At 66.6% G+C, this 18,915-nt stretch carries 18 protein-coding genes; 9 read left to right on the top strand and 9 right to left on the bottom strand.

The window, feature by feature from the left end; translation table 11 throughout:
* Window positions 1-10: 10 nt before the first annotated feature.
* Complete coding sequence (locus N5D91_RS03060) at window positions 11-985, top strand: ABC transporter substrate-binding protein (protein ID WP_180847252.1); 975 nt, start codon at window positions 11-13, stop codon at window positions 983-985.
* A gap of 59 nt (window positions 986-1,044) precedes the next feature.
* Here N5D91_RS03060 and N5D91_RS03055 read toward each other — a convergent pair whose 3' ends face one another.
* A complete protein-coding gene (locus N5D91_RS03055) occupies window positions 1,045-4,164 on the bottom strand; it encodes a discoidin domain-containing protein (protein ID WP_180854741.1) in 3,120 nt (1,039 codons plus the stop codon).
* A gap of 198 nt (window positions 4,165-4,362) precedes the next feature.
* Here N5D91_RS03055 and N5D91_RS03050 point away from each other — a divergent pair, with 198 nt between their 5' ends.
* Window positions 4,363-4,659: a hypothetical protein gene (locus tag N5D91_RS03050; protein ID WP_180854740.1), complete on the top strand. Its 297-nt coding sequence runs from the start codon at window positions 4,363-4,365 to the stop codon at window positions 4,657-4,659.
* 80 nt (window positions 4,660-4,739) lie between these two features.
* Here the strand turns inward: N5D91_RS03050 and N5D91_RS03045 are convergent, their stop codons facing one another.
* A complete protein-coding gene (locus N5D91_RS03045) occupies window positions 4,740-5,816 on the bottom strand; it encodes an MBL fold metallo-hydrolase (RefSeq protein ID WP_180854739.1) in 1,077 nt (358 codons plus the stop codon).
* 104 nt (window positions 5,817-5,920) lie between these two features.
* Here N5D91_RS03045 and N5D91_RS03040 point away from each other — a divergent pair, with 104 nt between their 5' ends.
* A complete protein-coding gene (locus tag N5D91_RS03040) occupies window positions 5,921-6,532 on the top strand; it encodes a TetR/AcrR family transcriptional regulator (RefSeq protein ID WP_180854738.1) in 612 nt (203 codons plus the stop codon).
* Here the strand turns inward: N5D91_RS03040 and N5D91_RS03035 are convergent.
* Entirely contained in the window at window positions 6,529-8,475 is a 1,947-nt protein-coding gene (locus tag N5D91_RS03035; protein ID WP_180854737.1) for an EAL domain-containing protein, read from the bottom strand. The genes N5D91_RS03040 and N5D91_RS03035 overlap by 4 nt on opposite strands.
* A gap of 63 nt (window positions 8,476-8,538) precedes the next feature.
* Complete coding sequence (locus N5D91_RS03030) at window positions 8,539-9,441, bottom strand: LysR substrate-binding domain-containing protein (RefSeq protein WP_180854736.1); 903 nt, start codon at window positions 9,439-9,441, stop codon at window positions 8,539-8,541.
* A gap of 119 nt (window positions 9,442-9,560) precedes the next feature.
* Here N5D91_RS03030 and N5D91_RS03025 point away from each other — a divergent pair, with 119 nt between their 5' ends.
* Window positions 9,561-11,072, top strand: coding sequence for an MFS transporter (locus tag N5D91_RS03025; protein ID WP_180854735.1), 1,512 nt, complete (start codon window positions 9,561-9,563; stop codon window positions 11,070-11,072).
* On the opposite strand, the gene N5D91_RS03020 is transcribed toward N5D91_RS03025, so the two are convergent.
* From N5D91_RS03020 to N5D91_RS03010, 3 genes are read right to left on the bottom strand one after another with little or no spacing between them, the layout of a single operon-like run.
* Window positions 11,066-11,782 carry an SDR family oxidoreductase gene (locus N5D91_RS03020; RefSeq protein ID WP_180854734.1) on the bottom strand — a complete coding sequence of 239 codons (717 nt, stop codon included), beginning with the start codon at window positions 11,780-11,782 and terminating at the stop codon, window positions 11,066-11,068. The two genes, N5D91_RS03025 and N5D91_RS03020, sit on opposite strands and share 7 nt — an antisense overlap.
* A gap of 28 nt (window positions 11,783-11,810) precedes the next feature.
* Window positions 11,811-12,539 (bottom strand): GNAT family N-acetyltransferase, encoded by a 729-nt coding sequence (locus N5D91_RS03015; RefSeq protein ID WP_180854733.1) that lies wholly within the window; start codon window positions 12,537-12,539, stop codon window positions 11,811-11,813.
* Window positions 12,540-12,553: 14 nt separating this feature from the next.
* On the bottom strand, window positions 12,554-13,219 hold the full coding sequence (locus N5D91_RS03010) for a metalloregulator ArsR/SmtB family transcription factor (protein ID WP_180847244.1): 666 nt from the start codon (window positions 13,217-13,219) through the stop codon (window positions 12,554-12,556).
* A gap of 55 nt (window positions 13,220-13,274) precedes the next feature.
* Here N5D91_RS03010 and N5D91_RS03005 point away from each other — a divergent pair, with 55 nt between their 5' ends.
* Both N5D91_RS03005 and N5D91_RS03000 read left to right on the top strand, forming a co-directional pair.
* Window positions 13,275-13,778 (top strand): DUF2938 domain-containing protein, encoded by a 504-nt coding sequence (locus N5D91_RS03005; protein ID WP_180854732.1) that lies wholly within the window; start codon window positions 13,275-13,277, stop codon window positions 13,776-13,778.
* A gap of 41 nt (window positions 13,779-13,819) precedes the next feature.
* The gene (locus N5D91_RS03000; protein ID WP_164161365.1) at window positions 13,820-14,623 is read left to right on the top strand and encodes an APH(3')-II family aminoglycoside O-phosphotransferase; all 804 of its coding nucleotides are present in this window, start codon (window positions 13,820-13,822) and stop codon (window positions 14,621-14,623) included.
* Here N5D91_RS03000 and N5D91_RS02995 read toward each other — a convergent pair.
* A complete protein-coding gene (locus N5D91_RS02995; RefSeq protein ID WP_153854966.1) occupies window positions 14,596-15,021 on the bottom strand; it encodes a DoxX family protein in 426 nt (141 codons plus the stop codon). The genes N5D91_RS03000 and N5D91_RS02995 overlap by 28 nt on opposite strands.
* Before the next feature lie 143 nt (window positions 15,022-15,164).
* On the opposite strand from N5D91_RS02995, the gene N5D91_RS02990 reads away from it, so the two are divergent.
* The 3 genes from N5D91_RS02990 (at window position 15,165) to N5D91_RS02980 (ending at window position 17,890) form a co-directional block, all read left to right on the top strand.
* A complete protein-coding gene (locus tag N5D91_RS02990; RefSeq protein ID WP_180854731.1) occupies window positions 15,165-15,755 on the top strand; it encodes a TetR/AcrR family transcriptional regulator in 591 nt (196 codons plus the stop codon).
* The gene (locus tag N5D91_RS02985; protein ID WP_180854730.1) at window positions 15,752-16,786 is read left to right on the top strand and encodes a heparan-alpha-glucosaminide N-acetyltransferase domain-containing protein; all 1,035 of its coding nucleotides are present in this window, start codon (window positions 15,752-15,754) and stop codon (window positions 16,784-16,786) included. The genes N5D91_RS02990 and N5D91_RS02985 overlap by 4 nt, the downstream gene beginning before the upstream one ends.
* 99 nt (window positions 16,787-16,885) lie before the next feature.
* Complete coding sequence (locus N5D91_RS02980) at window positions 16,886-17,890, top strand: aminoglycoside phosphotransferase family protein (protein WP_180854729.1); 1,005 nt, start codon at window positions 16,886-16,888, stop codon at window positions 17,888-17,890.
* A 110-nt stretch (window positions 17,891-18,000) separates the two neighbouring features.
* Here N5D91_RS02980 and N5D91_RS02975 read toward each other — a convergent pair whose 3' ends face one another.
* Window positions 18,001-18,888, bottom strand: coding sequence for a DMT family transporter (locus N5D91_RS02975; protein WP_180844127.1), 888 nt, complete (start codon window positions 18,886-18,888; stop codon window positions 18,001-18,003).
* Window positions 18,889-18,915 lie beyond the last annotated feature (27 nt).

Genomic DNA, 18,915 nt, shown 5'->3' with positions numbered 1-18,915 from the left:
AAGGAACACCATGAGCCCTGCAGCACCGCGTCGCCCCTCGCGCAGCACCCTGTTGATCGTGGGCGTGCTGGTCATCGGCATCGCCGGCATCGTCTATTCGCGCGTGCGTCAGGCACCGGATGCCAGCACCGTGGCCGCAGCCAGCCTGGCGGGTGCAAACACCGCCATCCTGAAGGGCACGCTCGATCCGAAGGCGCAGGCGTTGATCCCGGCCGACTATCGCTTTGTCACGCCCGGTACGTTCACCGTGGCCACCCATCCGGGGCAGCTGCCGCTGGCCGACTACGGCGCCGACAGCAAGGACGTCGTGGGCATCGAGCCGGACATCGCACGGCTGATTGCCGATGGATTGGGCCTGAAGCTGGTGATCGTGCCGGTGGCGTGGGCGGACTGGCCGTTGGGGTTGGAATCAGGCAAGTACGATGCCGTGCTGTCGAACGTGACGGTTACCGAGGAGCGCAAGAAGAAGTTCGATTTCTCCAGCTACCGTTACGATCTGCTGGGCATCTATACGCGCACTGATGGGCCGATCCAGAAGATCGAAAAGCCGGCCGACGTTGCCGGGCTGAAGGTGGTGGTCGGTGCCAGCACCAACCAGGACCAGATCCTGCGGCAGTGGGACCAGCAGAACATCGCCGCTGGCTTGAAGCCGGTGGAGTACCAGTACTTCGATGACGCCGTGGTTGGGCGGCTGGCAGTGATTACCGGCCGCGCCGATGTCTCGTTCGAGCCCAACGCCACCGGCGCCTATTCGGCGCGCGATGGCAAGGTGCGGCGTGTGGGCCTGTTCCCGGGCGGCTGGCCGAACGCCGCGGCGATCTCGGTGACCACGCGCAAGGGCAGCGGCCTGGCGGATGCGGTGACCCAGGCGCTGAACACCCAGATCGGCAGCGGCACCTATGCGCAGGCATTGGCGCGCTGGAACGTGACCGAGGAAGCGGTGCCGCAGTCGCAGACCAACCCGCCGGGGTTGCCGACGCTGTGACGCCGAGCATGGCCCGGCGCTAACGCCGCTTTTGTAGAGCCGAGCCATGCTCGGCTGCTCTACCAACGCGCCTCCAGCGTTCTGAACGGTTTCGCCACGCGCACGCACTCAGCATCGAAATCGGAAACGCTGCGTCCATCCACACGCACCGTCTTCGGCATCGTGCGCGCCGGCCACCAGACCTTCACCGCCGTCCCGCTGCGCAACCCGTCGCCTAGGGTGACGTTCAGTGTGCCGTCGCGCTGCAGCGCCTGCATCTGCAACGTGCCATACGCGGTCGGCAGACGCTCCACCGCCAAGCCATCGCCCGCCACCCACGAAGGCGGTGTGCCCGGTAGCAATGACAGCGCATCATCGTCTTCGCGCATCAGCATACCGAACAGGGTGCGGCCGTACTCGGCACCGATCCAGGTATGCGGCATGTCGCCGAGATAGCGTGGAAAACGCAGTCGAGAGTGCACGACCTCGGCCAGCACCTGCCACTCGCGCGGGCGTCGATCACGCAGCAGGCCCTGCAGCAGCTCATCGGCCACCTGCGGCTGGCCCAGGTGCACATAGCTCAGCACGTTGCGGATCTCGTACGGCGTGTAGGCATACAGCGCACCGGGCTGGCTGCGCTTGCGCACGTCGTCCAGGTAGCGGGCGAAGGTCGTCCGCAGTGCCACGGCCGGCAGCACGCTTTGCGCACCGGTGGGGTCCAATGCAATCGAAACGCCGGTGGGATCACCATCGCCCAGATCCGCCGAGGACGGGATGAAGTCGATGCCCTTCCACGCCATCGTGGCGCGGATCGAGGCATGCAGTGCGTCGTACAGCGCCTTGTACTGCTCACGCGCCCAGCGCGCGGTCTCATGATCGCCCAGCGATTCGGCCAGCCATGCACCGTCGTGCCAGCCCTTCAGGCCCCAGTAGTCATCCCAGTAGCTGTGGGTGGGCGACGGATAGCCTTCATGGCTGATCGACGGCGCGAGGATGCCGGCGAAGCGCTGCGGCGCCGGCTGGTCGGCCATGTAACCGGGTACCAGCGTGCGCTCGCGCAGTTCCTGCAGGAAACGCAGCGCTGCTTTCACTTTCGGCAGGTAGTCACGCACCGACTCGGGCCCGCCATCGAGGCGGGCGACATCGGCCACCAGTGCCACGTACTGGCCCTGGCTGTCGTACTCGATGTCCGAGCCGAAGCCGGTGTTGACGCTGCCATCGTCGTTGAGGATCGGCGAAACCAGTCCGTTGGCATGCACGCCGTGCGCGCTGTACCAGGCCAAGTAATCACGCGCGACGCGGGCTTCGCCCATGCGCAGCAGCACCGCCGAGGTGGCCATGCCATCGCGGATGAAGGAGCGGTTGTAGTTGCGCGGACCAGGCTGCATGGCCGGGCCGGTCTGGTTGATCAGCATGTAGGCGGCCTGCGCGCGCAGCATGTCCACCAGTGAGGGGTCGGGCAGGCGCAGCCCGACCTGGCCCAGCCTTGCCTGCCAGTCCGCGGAGGCCTGTGTGGCCAGCGCGTCGAACGCAGCATTGGCATCACGGGGCAGCGTGGCCAGGTCAAGCGCAGGCGCTTCGGGCAGCACGCCACTGGCATCGGCAGCGGCGGTGCCGAGTGGGAACGCGACCACGATGGCATCGCTGGCTCCCGGCGCCAGCGACACGCGGTAGTTGAGCGCGGCGGCGGCAAGACCCTGGTCATCACGTGCCTGCTGCGAGGAAGGCAGTTCGCCGGCAGCGATGTCCGCGGTGATCTCCGTTGCGCCGTCCTTCCCGAACGGCGCCACGCCGGACGCAGCCATCGGCGTGAGCGATTGCAGCAGCGTGCGGCCATTGATGCGCACCGCCTGTCCGTCGATGCGCACCTCGCGGATCGGCGACAGCCCGCCGTTCTGCCACGGCGGATTCATCTGCATGGGGCGGACGACCAGGCTGAGCGTGCCGTCGATCGCCGTGGTGCCGGTGTTGTGCAGTCGATGGCGGAGGAAGGTCACCGGCTGGCCATCGCGCTCGATGGCGAACACCTCACTGCGCAGCTCCAGCCCGGGTTGCGGTGACCAGGTGGCGGAGGGCATTGGCTTCCAGCCGTCGCGCAGTGCGTGCTGCACCTTCTGCCCGGCGGCACCGGCTGCGCTGCCATCGGCATTGCGCCAGATCGGCTGCACCAGCGGTGCGCCCTTGAACGCTTCCAGGTTGCCGTATTCGTCGAAGATGGATTTCTGCCGCCCTGCGTGCACGCCAACTGCGGTCCAGTAGGTCTGCTGCATCTGCAGCGACGCCGGGAACAACGCACGCTGCGCACCGCTGGCGGCAATCTGGTAGCGCTTCATCGGCGTCATCACGGCTTTCGGGCCAAGCAGGCGCAGGCGCGCGATCTGCGGGGCAGCGCCGTCCACGGCCAGGCGGAATGCACGTAGAGGGTGTGCCGTGTCAGCAGCCAGCCAACTCTGCCGATGGCTGGCCGCCTGTGCATCGTGTGCGAGGTCCTGCCATCGGCCCTGTGCGTCCTGCGCCTGCAAGCGGGCGGCGCCGCGCCCGCCATCGGCCCAGTCGACCGCGAGACCGGCCGTGGACTGGGCGCGAGGCAGCATGATCTCGAGCGTATGGGATCCACCTTTTCCGGCTGGAACCGCGACGGTGCCACCGCCTTGCCAGAGCGCCGCTGCCTGCGTTGCATCGACACCGCTGATGCGTGCGCTGAGCGTGCTGTCCAGCGGCTCCATCTCGAAGATCGACACGCCCCAGTCGGACGTGCGCTGCGGGCTGGCCAACCGCAGGTAGCGCGCCTGGCGTGGCGCGAAGTACAGCGTTTCCACGTCGCCCAGCGAATCGGCCATGGTGTACGCGGTCTGCCACTGCGTGCCGTCCAGCGAGGTCTGCAGTGAATAGCCCTCTGGATTGGAGACATCCCAGGTAAGCCGTGCGCCCGCCAGCATCGTCGGTGCGCCCATATCGATCTGGAACCAGTGGCCCGGACTGAAGGCACCGCCGGTGACGGTCTTGGGGTCGCCGTCGATCAGGTGGCTGATCGCCATCGCCGGTACCTGCTGCGAGGAGGCGCTGGCCTGCCATTGGCTGCGTGGTGGCAATGTCTGTGCCTGCGCGGAGGATGCCAGGACGGCGAGCATCAGAGTGGCGGCAGGTCGCCATGGGGCAGGTGGGCGGGAGACCTTGGAGCGTTCGGTGCGCAACGTCATTGCGGACAGCCTCGCAGGTTCGACCGGATTCGGGCGAGCGCTAGGCTAGCAAGGGATGTAATCGGTTACATGACGCGCTGCAGCGCCGCTGGACGTTGGCGCTGCCATCGCGGGAGCACTGACGGATGTGGCTCTGGATGGCTGCCGGTTGGCCCCTATCCTGACTGGCAGTGACCACCGATCTGAAATGGATTGATGATGGAATTCAGTTTCACGCTGATGTACCGAGTGCCTGATACTGGAAAAGATATCAGTGCATTTGAGCGAGGTCTTGCAGAGGCGGGATGCGACGATGCGCTGCTGGGCAGTGGATTGCCGGGCGTGTTGGCGTTGCGATTCCAGCGAGAAGGCACAGCCGCAGACGATGTCGCGCGTGCCGCATGCGTGCAGGTTCAGAGTGCGCTACCGGAAGCCGAATTGATAACCGTGCATGTCGATGTCAGCAATGCTGCCGGGGTCTCCAATTGCGGTGCCTCCAAAGCTGAGCTTGTTTGACTTCCACGGCGCACTTCTCAGAAGCAGCCGAGCGTGGCTCGGCTCTATATGGCTTCCGGCAGGTCAAGCGGCATCCCCCATTACAGCTCCACCGTCTCCCACCAGCGCGTGCCCGCCTGCGGCGCCTGCATGTCCAGCGCCTCGCCCATCATCGGCGTGGCCACCGGAACATTCTTCGCGGCCGCCAGGGCGGTGATGCGCTCGAACGGCTGCTGCCATGCGTGCAGGGCCAGGTCGAAGGTGCCGTTGTGGATCGGCAGCAGCCACCTGCCGCGCAGGTCCAGGTGCGCCTGCAGGGTCTGCTCGGGCTGCATGTGCACGAACGCCCAACGCGGATCATAGGCACCGGTTTCGATCATGGTCAGGTCGAACGGGCCGTACTTCTCACCGATGACCTTGAAGCCGTCGAAGTAGCCGGTGTCGCCGCTGAAGAAGATGCGGAAGTCATCGTCCTGGATCACCCACGACGCCCACAGGCTGCGATCGCTGTCGCCCAGACCGCGGCCGGAGAAATGCTGGCCCGGGGTGGCGGTCAGGCGCAGGCCGCTGGCTTCGGTGGACTGCCACCAGTCCAGCTGTTCGACCTTGCTGGCGTCCACGCCCCAGGCGATCAGCTGGTCGCCCACGCCGAGCGGGGCAATGAAGCGTGCGGTCTTGCCGGCCAGCTGCATCACCGCGGCATGGTCCAGGTGGTCGTAGTGGTTGTGCGAGAGGATCACGCCGGCGATCGGCGGCAGTTCGTCGATGCTGATCGGCGGTGCGTGGAAGCGCGCCGGGCCCAGCCACTGTACCGGCGAAGCGCGCTCGGAGAACACCGGATCGGTCAGCCAGTATTGGCCACGCAGCTTCAGCAGGATCGTGGAATGCCCGAGCCGGAACAGGCTGCGATCAGGCGCGGCGTCCAGGGTTGCACGGTCCAGCGGCAGCACCGGAATGGGGTGGGCGGGCACGGTGCCCTTGGGCTTGTTGAACAGGAACGTCCACCAGATCTCCGCACCGTCGCGCAGGCCCATCGCCGGACGCGGCAGGGCATTGCGGAACTTGCCGTCGCGGTACTGCGGCGAATCGGGGAAGTCGGGGAGGGACCAGGACTTGCAGAAGGTGTAGGCGGTCACGGCGAGGATTCCAAGCAGGAGGACAAGGAGCAGGCGCTTCATGGGTGACGTCCGCAGGGTACACTGCACAGTGTAGTTTCGTGTTTTTCAAAAGTACACTGCCGGGTGTAAAATGGTGGCGTCCGTTCAGCTATCCGGTTTCCGCCATGTCCCGTGCCCCGCAACGCCTGACCGACCGCAAACGCGAAGCCATCGTGCGCGCGGCGGTGGAGGAGTTCCGTGCATCGGGCTACGAGGCGACCAGCATGGACCGCATTGCCGAGGTGGCCGGGGTCTCCAAGCGCACCGTCTACAATCACTTCCCGAGCAAGGAAGCGCTGTTCTCGATGATTCTGGAGGAGCTGTGGGAGCGCAGCGTGGCCAGTGATGCGCTGCCGTACCGCACCGATCTGCCGTTGCAGGCGCAGCTGATGCAGCTGCTGGGGCAGAAGCTGGAGCTGCTCAGTGATGCCAACTTCATCGACCTGGCACGGGTGGCAATGGCCGAGATCATCCATTCGCCGGAACGGGCGCAGGCCATCGTCTGCCGCATGGGCGAGAAGGAAAGTGGCGAGAGCGCGTGGATCCGCGCGGCGATCGCCGATGGCCGGCTGCGCCAGGTCGATCCGGAGTTCGCCGGCCACCAGCTGCATGGGCTGGTGAAGAGCTTTGCGTTCTGGCCGCAGGTGACGATGGGGCAGGCGCCGTTGAACGAACAGGAGCGCGCACGCGTGGCCGAGTCGGCGGTGGCGATGTTCCTGGGTTACTACGCGGTCTAGCTGGCCGCGAAGCGGCGGAACTCGTCGGCCGGCAACGCGGCCGAGTACAGATAACCCTGGCCGACATCCACGCCCAGTGCCCGCAGTTGCTGTTCCTGTGCCAGGGTTTCAGTGCCCTCGGCCACCACGATGGCGCCGCAGCGGTGCGCGACTTCGACGATGAAACGCACGATCGACTGCGACTTGGCATCGGACAGGGTGGCAATCAACGCCTGCTCGATCTTGACCTCGGCGATGGCCAGCTGCGAGAGCAGGATCAGGGTCGAGTAGCCGGCACCGAAGTCATCCAGCGACAGCGTCACCTCGGCGGCCAGCAACTGCGCGATGTTGGCGTCGACCACGTCGCGCTCGACGATCTCGGTCCACTCGACGATCTCCAGGCGCAGCATCGTTCCGGGCACGTCATGCAGCTGCAGCAGTTCCTGCAGGCGCAGGCCGAAGCCGGGCAGGCGCAGTGACTCGGCGGAGACATTGACTGCTACGGTCAGTTGCGCGCCATCGCGCCGGCACTGCTGCAGGAAGTGGAGGGCGGACTGCAGCGTGGCCCATTCCAGGTCGGCCAGGCGGCCCTGCCGGCGCAGCAGCGAGATTACCCGCATCGGTGCGATCAGACGGCCTTCGCCATCGCGCATGCGCAGCAACGCTTCGGCGCCGACCAGCTGGCGATCCTGCAGGCGATGCTTGGGCTGGTAGCACAGGGGGGCATCTCCCTGCTGCAGCCAGCGTTCAAGCGCGACTTCAATCAAGGCATCGATCTCGCTGTCGCGCTGGATGGGGTCATCGAAGAACACGACACCGGATTCGATCGCGCTCAGTGCCAGGGTGATCGCGCGGAACGGAAGATGGCCATCGTCTGCATCGGTGGGGGGCTTGAGTTCGACCACTGCGCAGCGGAACAGCGGGCGGAACCCTGGCCAGTCACGGCCGACCCGATCGGCCAGGTTGCTGGCCAACTCGGTGATCTGTGGCTGCGTACGCAGTTCGGACAGCGACAGGTCACGCACCAGAATTGCCAGCGCCGCATCACCGAACTGGTAGATCTCCAGCTGCCCGGCCGGCAGCGACGGCAGCAGCCGATGCACCTCATCGGTGCTGTCGCGCTGCCACAGACCGTTGTCCTGCAACGGACCATAGCGCAGGCGCAGGTCGCGCAGGTTGCCCATCTCGGCCACGACCAGGCAGGCCTTGCCGCTGCCGTCGTTGTCGCGCCAGTAATGCTGCAGGCGTTCGCCGAGCGCGCGCATGTTGGGCAGGCCACTGATCGGGTCGATTCGCAGCCAGGCCTGCTCGCGCTGGCGCTGGGCGTCGATCTGCGCGTCGTTGTAGACCAGTGCGAACACCGCGCCCAGCATCAGCAGGGAGACCGGCAGCGCCAGCAGGCGCTGGATCGCCAGTTCAGCCACCGGCAGCTGATCGGCGCCGATGATCGCCACGCCCAGTGCCAGGCCCAGCGCAGTCACGCCGATGCGCACACCCCAGGCCTGCAGGATCATGCGCAGTGAGAGTTCGTTGAGCATGCGCGGGTGCAGGCGCCTGCGCAGCCAGATGCCGGCCAGCATCTGCAGCAGGGATTCCAGGCCGGCAGGCAGGAAGAACTGGGCGCCGGCGAACTGGTAGCGGGCCAGCAGGCTGGCGGCCAGGCAGGTCAGGCCGCCGCGCCAACCGCCCAGCAGGCCACTGACCAGCAGGATGTCGAAGCCGAGGTGCAGCTTGACCACGCCCTGGCTATAGCGGGCCACGAACCAGGAGTTGAACAGGTAGATCAGGCCCAGTGCCACGCCCACATACAGGCGACGGCCTTCAATGGCATGGCCGGCGCGACGGGTGGCGATCAGCAGCACGCCGATCATGCCGATCACCGCCGTGGCCTGCAGCAGGTACAGCGGCAGGCTGGGCAGGGCGCTGTCCAGGACCTGGGCCGAGACCCTTGAAAGCGCATCCATAGCAGGTTCCCGCCTGTGACCGACGGCCAGTGACGAGCAGGGTAGTCGCAGCCGCGCGCGGGTTCAATTGCACCGGCCGCCTTGGGGAAGGAGGTGATCGGCCATGAAATCGACAAAGGCGCGCACCCGCGGTTGCTGATGGCGATGGCTTGGCCAGAGTGCCCAGAAGGTGCTTTGTTCGGTATTCCAGGTGTCCAGAACACTGACGAGCGCGCCGCGGTCGAGCGCATCCCGAACGGCGAAGTCCGGCAGGCACGCAATGCCGTGGCCATCAAGGCTCATGTGCAGGATGGTCTCAAGATGATTGGCGGTCATCGCGGGCGTCAGCCGCATGTCATGGCCACCCATGTCTGCCTGCAGCGGCCATCGCTCGATCAGGCCGGTGCCGGGAAAACGATGGAGAAGGCATGCGTGTCCACCCAGCTCGTCCGGGTGCTGTGGCGTGCCGCGGTTCGAGAAGTACGCAGGGGCACCGACGCACAGCAGCCGGGTGCTGCCGAGGTTGCGGGCGTGCAGTCTGGAGTCGGCGGGACTGCCGGTGCGAACGACGGCGTCGAAGCCCTCTTCGATGACATCGACAAGACGGTCGCTGAAGTGCAGGTCGAGTTCGACGGCGGGAAAGCGGCGTGCAAACGCCGAAAGCACGGGCAGCATCAGTCCACTTACCAGCGGAAGGCTGACTTTCAGACGACCGCTGGGCGCGGCATGGGCGTCGGTCAGCTCGCGCTCCGCTGCGGCGACCTCGGTCATGATGCGACGGCAGCGTTCAAGGAACTGCTCGCCTTCGGCAGTCAGGCTGACGCTGCGGGTATTGCGGTTCAGGAGGCGGGCGCCCAGACGCTCCTCCAGCCGGGCGATGGTCTTGCTTGCCGCCGAAGGGGTGATGCCACGCTGTCGCGCTGCGGCCGCGAAGCTGCGTGCCTCGGCGACCAGAACGAAGATGCTGAGACCGGCAAAGCTGTCCATGGGTGGCCATTGATGACATTTGAGTCATTAAAGCATGGACATATGGGTGGATTCTTCTGCAATAGCGTCGTCGATAGCATCAATGCCGTGGCGCTTGGCCACGCTGGAGCTTCTTCGACATGTCTGTTGCTTCTGCTGGGACGGCCGGATCATCACGCCTTGGAGTGGTGTTTGCAGGCTGTCTGACGGCCCTTACCATTCCACTGAGCATCGCCAGCCCCGCGGTGGGCATTCCTGCAATCCGGGCCGCGCTGGGCGGGTCTCCCGCAGAATTGTCCTGGGTGATCAACGCCTACCTGCTGACCTACGGCAGTACGACGCTGGTGGCCGGCGGACTGGCCGATATGTATGGCAGGCGCAGGATCTGGATCCTGGGTGGCCTGCTGTTCGCGATCGTTACCGGCCTGATTCCCCTGATGCCCGATGTGGCGTGGATCAATGCCATGAGGCTGCTGCAGGGAATGGCCGCGGCGGCGGCGTTTGCCGGTGCGATGGCGTCGCTGGCGCAGGTGTTCGACGGCCAGGCGCGGGCCAGGGTGTTCAGCCTGATCGGCACCACCTTTGGTGCAGGAGCCGCAGGCGGTCCGCTGCTGGCAGGCGGGTTGATCGATGCGCTGGGCTGGGAATGGGTGTTCTTCCTGCCTGCGTTGCTGGCTGCCCTGACCGTACCGTTGGTCGCCCTGTCATCCGTCGAATCGAAGAGCGCCGGTTCGCCTCGCCTGGACTGGCTTGGCGCCGTCACCTTCATGCTGGCGCTGGGGTCACTCACCTACGCCATGATCGTGCTGCCGGAACGCGGCCTGCTGCATCCGCAGACGCTGGTACTGCTGGCGCTCCCGGTGGTGTTGCTGGGCGTGTTCATTGCCGTGGAGCGCTCCCATCGAACACCCCTGCTGGATCTCGGCCTGTTCCGCAACCGGCGCTTTGTTGGCGTGCAGATTCTCGCCGCTGCGCCTGCGTTCTCGTACGTCGTCCTTCTGGTGGTGCTGCCGGCGGGGTTCATCGGTGTTGAAGGGCTGCGGCCCACCGAAGCCGGACTGGCGATGGCAGCATTGTCTGCACCCTTGCTGGTTGTGCCCCTGGTTGCCGGTTACCTGCTGCGCTGGATTCCGGCGCGGACGCTGTGCTGTGCTGGCCTGCTGATCGGCGCGCTTGGGCTGGCATGGCTGGCGCAGGTGTTCCAGCTACCTTCGGTGCGCTGGATGCCGATGCTGGTCATCGGGATCGGCATCGGTCTGCCTTGGGGGATCATGGATGGCCTGGCGGTCAGCGTGGTTGGCAAAGAGCAGGCAGGCATGGCCGCGGGCATCTTCAACGCAATGCGACTGGCAGGCGATTCCATTGCCCTCGCGCTTGTCGGCATCATGCTTTCTGCCCGGATTGGCGGGAGCGTAGCGCTGGAAGCCGGCGTCGTGGCCCGTGCAGCTGTGCACCGGCTGTCCATGGGCGACCTTGGCGGAGCGGTGGAGGCATTGCCCGGCGTTTCGAGAACGGCGCTGGCCCAGGCATACATGGAGGCCGTCCGTGGCCAGCTGTTTGTCCTGGCGATGGCGACCGTGCTGACCGCCATCGTGCTCGGGTACCTGTTGCGCGAAGAGGTCGAGCCTGGCCTGTGCAGGCGCGGTCAGTAGCGCGGGTCGGCGATGGCCGGCAGCACCAGTTCGCGCACGAAGCCGGACGGTGACAACTGCAGCAACGCGCGCACCATCGCAACGACGTCGTGCACCGGCACCAGCTCGCCGTCGCCGCGCGCTGCGGCCTCGGCCACCGGCACTGACAGTGCATCGTCGGTGTTGAGGTAGCCCAGCTGCAGGCTGGTCACCGCCAGGCGGCGATCGCGGAAGCCCTCGCGCAGTGCATCGGCGATGCCGTTGAGCGCGAACTTGGATGCGCCGAACGCCACTTCCGGGCGGCCGCTGCGTGGCAGTGCCGAGGTCGAGCCGGTCAGCACCAGCTGCGGGCGTGGCGCGCCCAGCACCCGCGGCAGCAGGCGCTGCAGCAGCACCAGGGTGGCGGTGATGTTGACGTCGACCAGTTGGGTGAGCGCGGCATCGGTTTCGTCGAGGAAGGCGTACTCGTCGCTGAAGGCGGTCTCTTCCCAGATGCCCAGGTTGTGGATCAGCACATCCAGATGGGCAGGTGCCTGTGCTGCGATGTGGTCGGCAGCCACGGTCGGCTGGGACAGATCGGCTTCGATCCAGTGCAGGGTGACGCCTTCGGGGCATGCAATGTCGCCCGGGCGGCTGCGCGAGACACCAATCACAGTGTCACCCGGGCCGCACAGGCCTTCCACGAATGCGCGCCCCAGGCCTCTGCTGGCGCCGATGACCATCAATTTCATGTTGCTTCCTTGTTGTACTGCGGCGGCCTCAGTCGGCCGCCAGAATGATGTCCCAGTCACCGAACGCGCGCAGACCACTGCGCTCAGCGGTGATGATCGAGGCCGTGTTGTCGAGCTGGCAGCGGTACTGTGGCTGCAACCCGGCGGCGTGGGCGGATACCGCCATGGCCTGCACGAGCAGGCGTGCATGACCACGGCCACGGGCTCCGGGCTGTGTCAGTACGCCCATGTCGGCGAGTGCCGGACCCAGGCTCCACGGATACAGGCTGCCGGCCGCGACCACCTGTTCGCCGTCGAAGGCGCCGAACACCTGCCAGTGGTCCAGCTCGACCCAGGCAGCATCGAGGTCCTCCTCGCTCGCGCTGGCCTGGAACACATCGAACGCGACGGCGTCGGCCGGGCCGAGACGGCGGATATGCGGCGATGCAGGCCGCTCGGCCAGGGCCGCAAGTTCGGCGCTAGGGAAGTAGAAGACGCGATCCGCGCCGTGCGTGCGCTGGCCGAGCTGCTGCAGGCGCTGTTGCAGCTGCGGGAGCGTCCAGTGCGATTGCGCGTGCAGTTGCAGGCGAGTGGCCAGGGCGGGGCGCAGCAGTGCGCGCGCGGGGCCCACGACCGGCTGCAGCAGCATGCCGTCCTCCCCCTCATCGAGGTCATCGCTGCACGCCAACTGCAGTTGTGAATCGTCCTGCAGCGTGCGCTGCCCGGAGAACATGCCGCGCCAGGTCGCATCGATCAACGGGGCAAACGCATCATCCATGACAACGGTCTCGCTCAGGGCCGGGGCAGATCCACCTGCAGGCCGGCCGCCTTCCATTCGGGGTAACCGGCAGCGAGCCGCTGCGCGGTCAGTCCGGCCTCGCGCAGCATCGCCACCGCATCGTTGGACAGCACGCAGTAGGGACCGCGGCAGTACGCGACAATGTGGACGGCACGCGGCAGTTCGTCCATCCGTGCACGCAGTTCCGTAACGGGAATGTTCAGCGCGCCGGGCAGGTGGCCCAGATCGAATTCCTCACGCGGCCGCACATCCAGCAGCACCACGCTGCCGCGTTGTTCCAGCAACTGCTCGACAGTCAGACCTTCCAGAGCATCGCGGCGCTGCAGGCTGTCGTGGATCACACCGTGCATCTCGCTGCGCTGGTGGTCGGCATAGTCGCGGAGCGCGGCCAGCAGGTTGCCCAGCGGACCCTCACCACTGCGGTAGAGGATGCGCTTGCCATCGCGTCGCGTCTGAACCAGGCCGGCACGGCGCAGCTGCTGCAGATGCTGGGAGGTATTGGCCACCGACAGTCCGGTCAGTTCGGCCAGGCGCTCCACTGCGCGCTCGCCCTGGGCGATGTGCTCCAGCAGGGCCAGGCGATGGGCGTGGCCGAGCGTGCGGGCGATCTCGGCCAAGGCCTCCAGCGGTGAGGGTGGCGGCTCGGTTGCGGTGTTCATGGCCGGCACGCTAGCATCGCTCTATCATTCAAGCAAATAATTGAAGGTATGCGATATGGCTGGCCTGGGGACATTCGTGATGGATGCGGTGGTAATCGGCGTGGGCGCGACCGCGGTGATGGATCTGTGGGCCCTGCTGCTGCGACGGTTGCTCGGCATTCCCTCGCTGGATTTTGCGATGGTAGGGCGCTGGCTGGGCCACCTGCCGCGAGGACGCTTCCGCCACGACGGTATCGGCCGCTCGGCAGCGGTCAGTGGTGAGCGCGCGCTGGGCTGGACGGCGCATTACGTGACCGGGGTGACCTTCGCCGCCTTGTTGCTTGCCGTGGTGGGAAACAGTTGGGTGCAGGCGCCGACACTGTGGCCGGCGCTGGCCTTCGGTCTCCTCAGCGTCGCCGCACCGTTCCTCATCCTGCAGCCGGGCATGGGCGCGGGCATTGCCGCTTCAAAGTCCCCGGCGCCGGGCAAGGCGCGCCTGCGCAGCCTGGTGACGCACAGCGTGTTCGGTGCGGGCATGTACTTTTCCGCGCTGCTGTTGGCCGCGGTCCGTGCAGGATGAGCGAGAATCCGTGGGGTCACCGGCAACAGGAACACCTCGACATGGAAGCGCCCAACCCCACCACTGATGGCATGCCGCTGCCGTGGGCGTGGCAGGAGGCGTTGGCCGATGCGCGCATCCAGCGGCAATCGATCGGTGTGTCGCGTGCGGATGTTGCCCGCGTGCATCGGCCGGGCCAGGCCGATGCCTTCCTGAAGTCGGAAGTGATCGACGCCTTCAGTGAGCTGGGCGATGAGATCGCGCGCCTGCGTTGGCTGCAGGCACAGGGACAACCGGCGCCAACGGTGATTGCCACTGCCGAAGAGGCGGGCCGGCGCTGGTTGCTGATGAGCGCGCTGCCTGGCCGCGACCTGGCCTCGTCGCCGGAACTCACGCCGCAGCAGCTGGTGGATCTGCTGGCCGACGCGCTGCGCGGGCTGCATGGGTTGCCGGTGACAGCCTGCCCGTTCGACCAGCGACTGGTCTCGCGCCTGCAGGCCGCGCAGGCCCGCGTCGAAGCGGGCCTGGTGGATGCCGATGATTTCGATGATGAGCGCCTGGGGCAGAGTCCGCAGCAGGTCTTCGCCGAACTGTGCAGCACCCGGCCCGACCATGAAGACCTGGTAGTCAGCCACGGAGACGCCTGCCTGCCGAACCTGATGGCGGTCGAGGGCCGCTTCAGTGGTTTCATCGACTGTGGCCGGCTGGGAGTGGCCGACCGCTACCAGGACCTTGCGCTGGCCGCGCGCAGCCTTGTCTACAATTTCGACAACACGCGTTGGGTAGCACCGCTGTTCAAGCGCTACGGCATGGTTGCCGACGAACGACAGTTGGCGTTCTACCGGTTGCTCGACGAGTTCTTCTGAGCCCGCGCATGGCTGGCGATGGCCGCGCAGATCAGGCCACCGACCACGCTCAGGTGCTCCAACGCGAAGAACAGGGCCAGTTGCTGTTCGGCGCCGTGCTTGCTCCAGAAGGTGTGTACGATCACGATGGTCAGCAGCATGAACACGCCCAGCGCGCCGCTGCCCAGCCAGAGCAGGCGATCGAGCAGCAGGCACAGTGCGCCGCCCAGCAGCACCACGGCGCTGGCGATGTTGAACAGCACAGGCGGTTGCAATCCGGCCGCCTGCATTTCGGCCACGCTGTTGTCCCACGCCAGCAGCTTGGCCAGGCCCGAGGACAGGAACACCACGGCCAGCAACAGCCGCGCGAGGAACCACAGCACGCGGCTGTCGAGCAGGGTAGTGATCATCCGTGGCATGCAGCTACTCCGGGTTGAGCTTGGGACGGGCCGCGCAGCATCGGGCCTCAACCGCAGTTGAGGTCAAGGCTGGCTGAACGGAGCCCGATGGTGGCCAGGTCGACATCTTTAAAGTGGACGAACGTTCGTTCACTATTTGTGGCATGAACCGAATCGACCGCAATGAGCAGCGCGTGACCCTGATCCTGCAGGCGGCCCTGCGGTGCTTCCTCGCCAAGGGGTTCCACCAGACCAGCATGCGTGACATCGCGCTGGCGGCTGGCGTCAGCCTGGGCAATCTCTACAACCACTTCCCGGGCAAGGAGGCGATCATCCTTGCGGTAGCGGTGGCCGAAAGCGAGGAGCTGGCCCCGATGCTGCAGCGCCTGGCGGGCGCCGACGGCGACCGGGCACAGGTGATGGCCTTCCTGCAGGACTTCCACGCGTTGTGCAGGCAGCCGGAATGGGCAACGCTTGCGGTGGAGGTGCTGGCCGAGAGTGCACGCAACCCTGCCGTGGCCGAGGCCTTCGCGGCCAACCGCAGGCAATTGCAGGCGACACTGGCCGAAGCCCTGCAGCAGATGGCACAGCGCGAACGTCGGCGTCCCGTACTGGCGCCGGCACTGCAGGCGCAGGTGCTGCTGGACGCCATCGAAAGCGACGCACTGCGTCGGGGGCTGGGCGAAGCCGAGGGCACCAATGAGGCATCGCTGGATCTTGGCCTGCTCGCGCTGCTGCTCGGGGCACGCGCATGAGCGTCGTGGACCGGCGGTTGCATGGCCTGGATCTGGCCCGCTACCTGGCACTGGCCGGCATGGTGCTGGTCAATTTCCGCCTGGCGATGGCCGTGCCAGCAGAAGGCACAGGATGGTTGGCAGGCTTCTTCCACCTTCTGGAAGGCAAGGCTTCGGCGACGTTCGTTACGCTGGCCGGGTTGGGCCTGGTGCTGGCCACGCAGCGGCAAGGGTGGTGGCCGGCCAGTGTGCAGACCTGGCGCCGCGCGGCGTTCCTGCTGGTGCTGGGCCTGCTCAACCTGACCCTGTTCCCGGCCGACATCCTGCACTACTACGCGGTGTATTTCGCGCTGGCGGTGCTGTGGCTGCGTGCCTCGCCACGCGTGCTGCTGGCCAGCATCGTCGCCATTGCCGCCTGTTCGTTCTGGGCGCTGCTGCATTGGGATTACAGCCAGGGATGGAACTGGCAGACGCTGGAATACGCCGGTCTGTGGCAATGGCCGGGCGCGGCCCGCAACCTGCTGTTCAATGGCTTCCACCCGTTGATGCCGTGGCTGTGCTTCTTCCTGCTGGGCATGCTGCTGGCGCGCCTTCAGTTGTCGCAGCCTCGGGTGCAGCATGCATTGCTGGTGCTGGGCCTGTTGCTGATCGCGGCTGGACATGGCGTGCAGCAGCTCGCACAGGGAACGCTCTGGCAGGCGTGGCTGGGAACGCAGCCGATGCCGCCGGGACCCGCCTACGTGCTTACTGGTGCGGGCGCGGCCTGCAGTGTCATCGCCGCCTGCCTGTGGCTGACGCGCGTGCGACCGGGCGACTGGCTGGAGCCGTTCACCGCGGCCGGGCGCATGACCTTGACCCTGTATGTGGGTCACATCCTGCTGGGCATGGGCACGCTGGAAAGCCTGGGCCTGCTTGATGGCAGTGCCTCGCTTGCGTCGGTGCTGCTGTGGGCGCTGCTGTTCCTGATGCTGGCGACCGGCGCGGCGTGGCTGTGGTCATGGCAGTTCGCGCGCGGTCCGCTGGAGGCGGTGATGCGCCGTATTGCAGGCTAGTGCTTTGGTCGTGCCGAGGTGATGTTGTGACGGACATGTCTGTGTCGTGGCGAGCGCATCTGCGATAGTGGCGGCAGGTAACACTTTCCGCTTGCATCCATGTCATTCGCTTCGGCGCAGCATCTCGGCGAAGTCCTGCAACAATCCTATGGCATCACCCCCACCGCCGTGGTGCCACGCCCGGTGGGCGCCGACGCCAATGCCAGCGTGTATCGCGTCGATGCGCGGCACGGGCAGTGGTGGTTGAAATGCCGCACCTACCAGGTCGACCCATCGGTGTGGGACAGCCTGCACTGGATGCGCGGCACGTTGGGTATCGATGAGATCGTCGCGCCGTGGCCGGCACTGACCGGTGGTGCGTCGGTACAGCGCTGGGGATTGCAGTTCACCCTGTTCCCTTACGTGGAAGGCCAGTCCGGGTTCGAGGCGGCGTTGAGCCGCACCCAGTGGAAACGACTGGGTGAGGTGCTGCGGCGCCTGCACGGCGCGCAGCTGCCAGCGGAACTGCAGCAGGCGCTGCCGATCGTCCGGCTGGAAACCGCGGCGCTGGAGACCGTCGGGCAGTGGTTGGCCGGCGAGGGCCTGGCGGCCGCGAAGGACGGGCTGGGCCGCGCATTCGTTTCGGTATGGGACCAGCAGCATGCGCGCATCACAGCGCTGCATGCACAGGCACGGGAACTGCACGCTGCATTGCAGGATGCCCCGATGGACCTGCACCTGTGCCACACCGACCTGCACGCTGGCAACCTGCTGATGGGCAATGACGGGGGCCTGCACCTGATCGACTGGGATGGCTTGTCGCTGGCGCCGCGCGAGCGTGACCTGATGTTCATCGGTGGTGCCGTGGGCGGACGTTGGGGCCGCGAGAATCCGCTCGATTTCGCAGCAGGCTATGGCAGCGACCTGGGGGATCCGCGCTGGATCACCTGGTACCGGCATTGGCGCATCCTGCAGGACCTGATCGAGTTCCAGCAGGTGCTGCTGGGCAGCGATGGGGAGGAGCGTTCGCCGCAGTTGCGCCGGCAGTCACTGCACTACCTGGGCGAGCAGTTCGCACCGGGCAATGTGTTCGATGCGGCGGAGCGGGTGTATCGGGCGTTGTAGATCCACGCCATGCGTGGATGGCATCTTCTACGATGAATCCTCGCGCTGCGCGATGCGTCGAGCATGGCTCGACTCTACAGGGTTCCCCGGTGTCTGCGCAGGGCGCGGATCTACTCGGCGGGCTTGGCCGCTGCCGAGGCCGCCGCGCTCGCGGCGCGACGCGACAACACGGCCTCGCGGTGGGCGATGTAGGCGTTGGCGGCGAGGATGATGCCGGCACCGATGATCGTCCAGCGATCCACGCTTTCGTTGAACAGCAGCCAGCCGAACAGCGTCACCAGCGGCAACTGCAGGAAGCTGATCGGCGTCAGCGCCGAGACTTCGCCCAGGCGCAGCGCACGTGTCCACAGCAGTTGGCCGATGGTGCCGAGCACGCCGGTGGCCAGCAGCCACAGCCATGCGGTGCCGGTGGGCCAGACCCATACGAACACTGCCGGCACCAACGACAATGGCACCCAGAACACGTAGGTGTAGAGCACGACGGTATCGGCACTGTCGATGCGGGTGAGCTGCTTGATCTGGATCGCCACCAGCGAACTCAGCACGGCCGCACCCACGGCCACCAGGCTGCCGGCGGTGAAGCCGGCGGTGCCGGGGCGCACGATCACCAGCACGCCGATGAAGCCCACCACCACCGCCGCCCAGCGGCGCACGCGCACGGTCTCGCCCAGCCACAGCACGGCGGCAATGGTGACGAACAGCGGCGTGGAGTAGGAGAGCGACACCGCCTGCGCCAACGGCAGGTGGCCCAGGGCCCAGAACGCGCACAGCATCGATCCCAGGCCGATCGCACTACGTACGAAATAGCGTGGCAGCTGTTGGGTCTTCAGCGGCGCGTGGCCTGGCCGCAGCAGCATCGGCAGCAACGCCAGCAGGCCGAAGGCGTTGCGGAAGAACGCCACTTCCTGGGTTGGCACGTAGCGCGTGGCATAGCGGATCGCCACCGCCATCAGGCCGAATGCCATCGTGCTGCCGAGCATCAGCAGCGCCGCCCGCATCGGGGTGGCGCTGGGGGAGAGGGCGGG

This window comes from Stenotrophomonas sp. GD03794 (genome assembly GCF_029842145.1).
In the GTDB taxonomy this organism is placed as follows: Bacteria; Pseudomonadota; Gammaproteobacteria; order Xanthomonadales; family Xanthomonadaceae; genus Stenotrophomonas; species Stenotrophomonas riyadhensis.
Note: the sequence above shows the minus strand (reverse complement) of the source record. Positions and strands in the feature narration are given on the sequence as shown.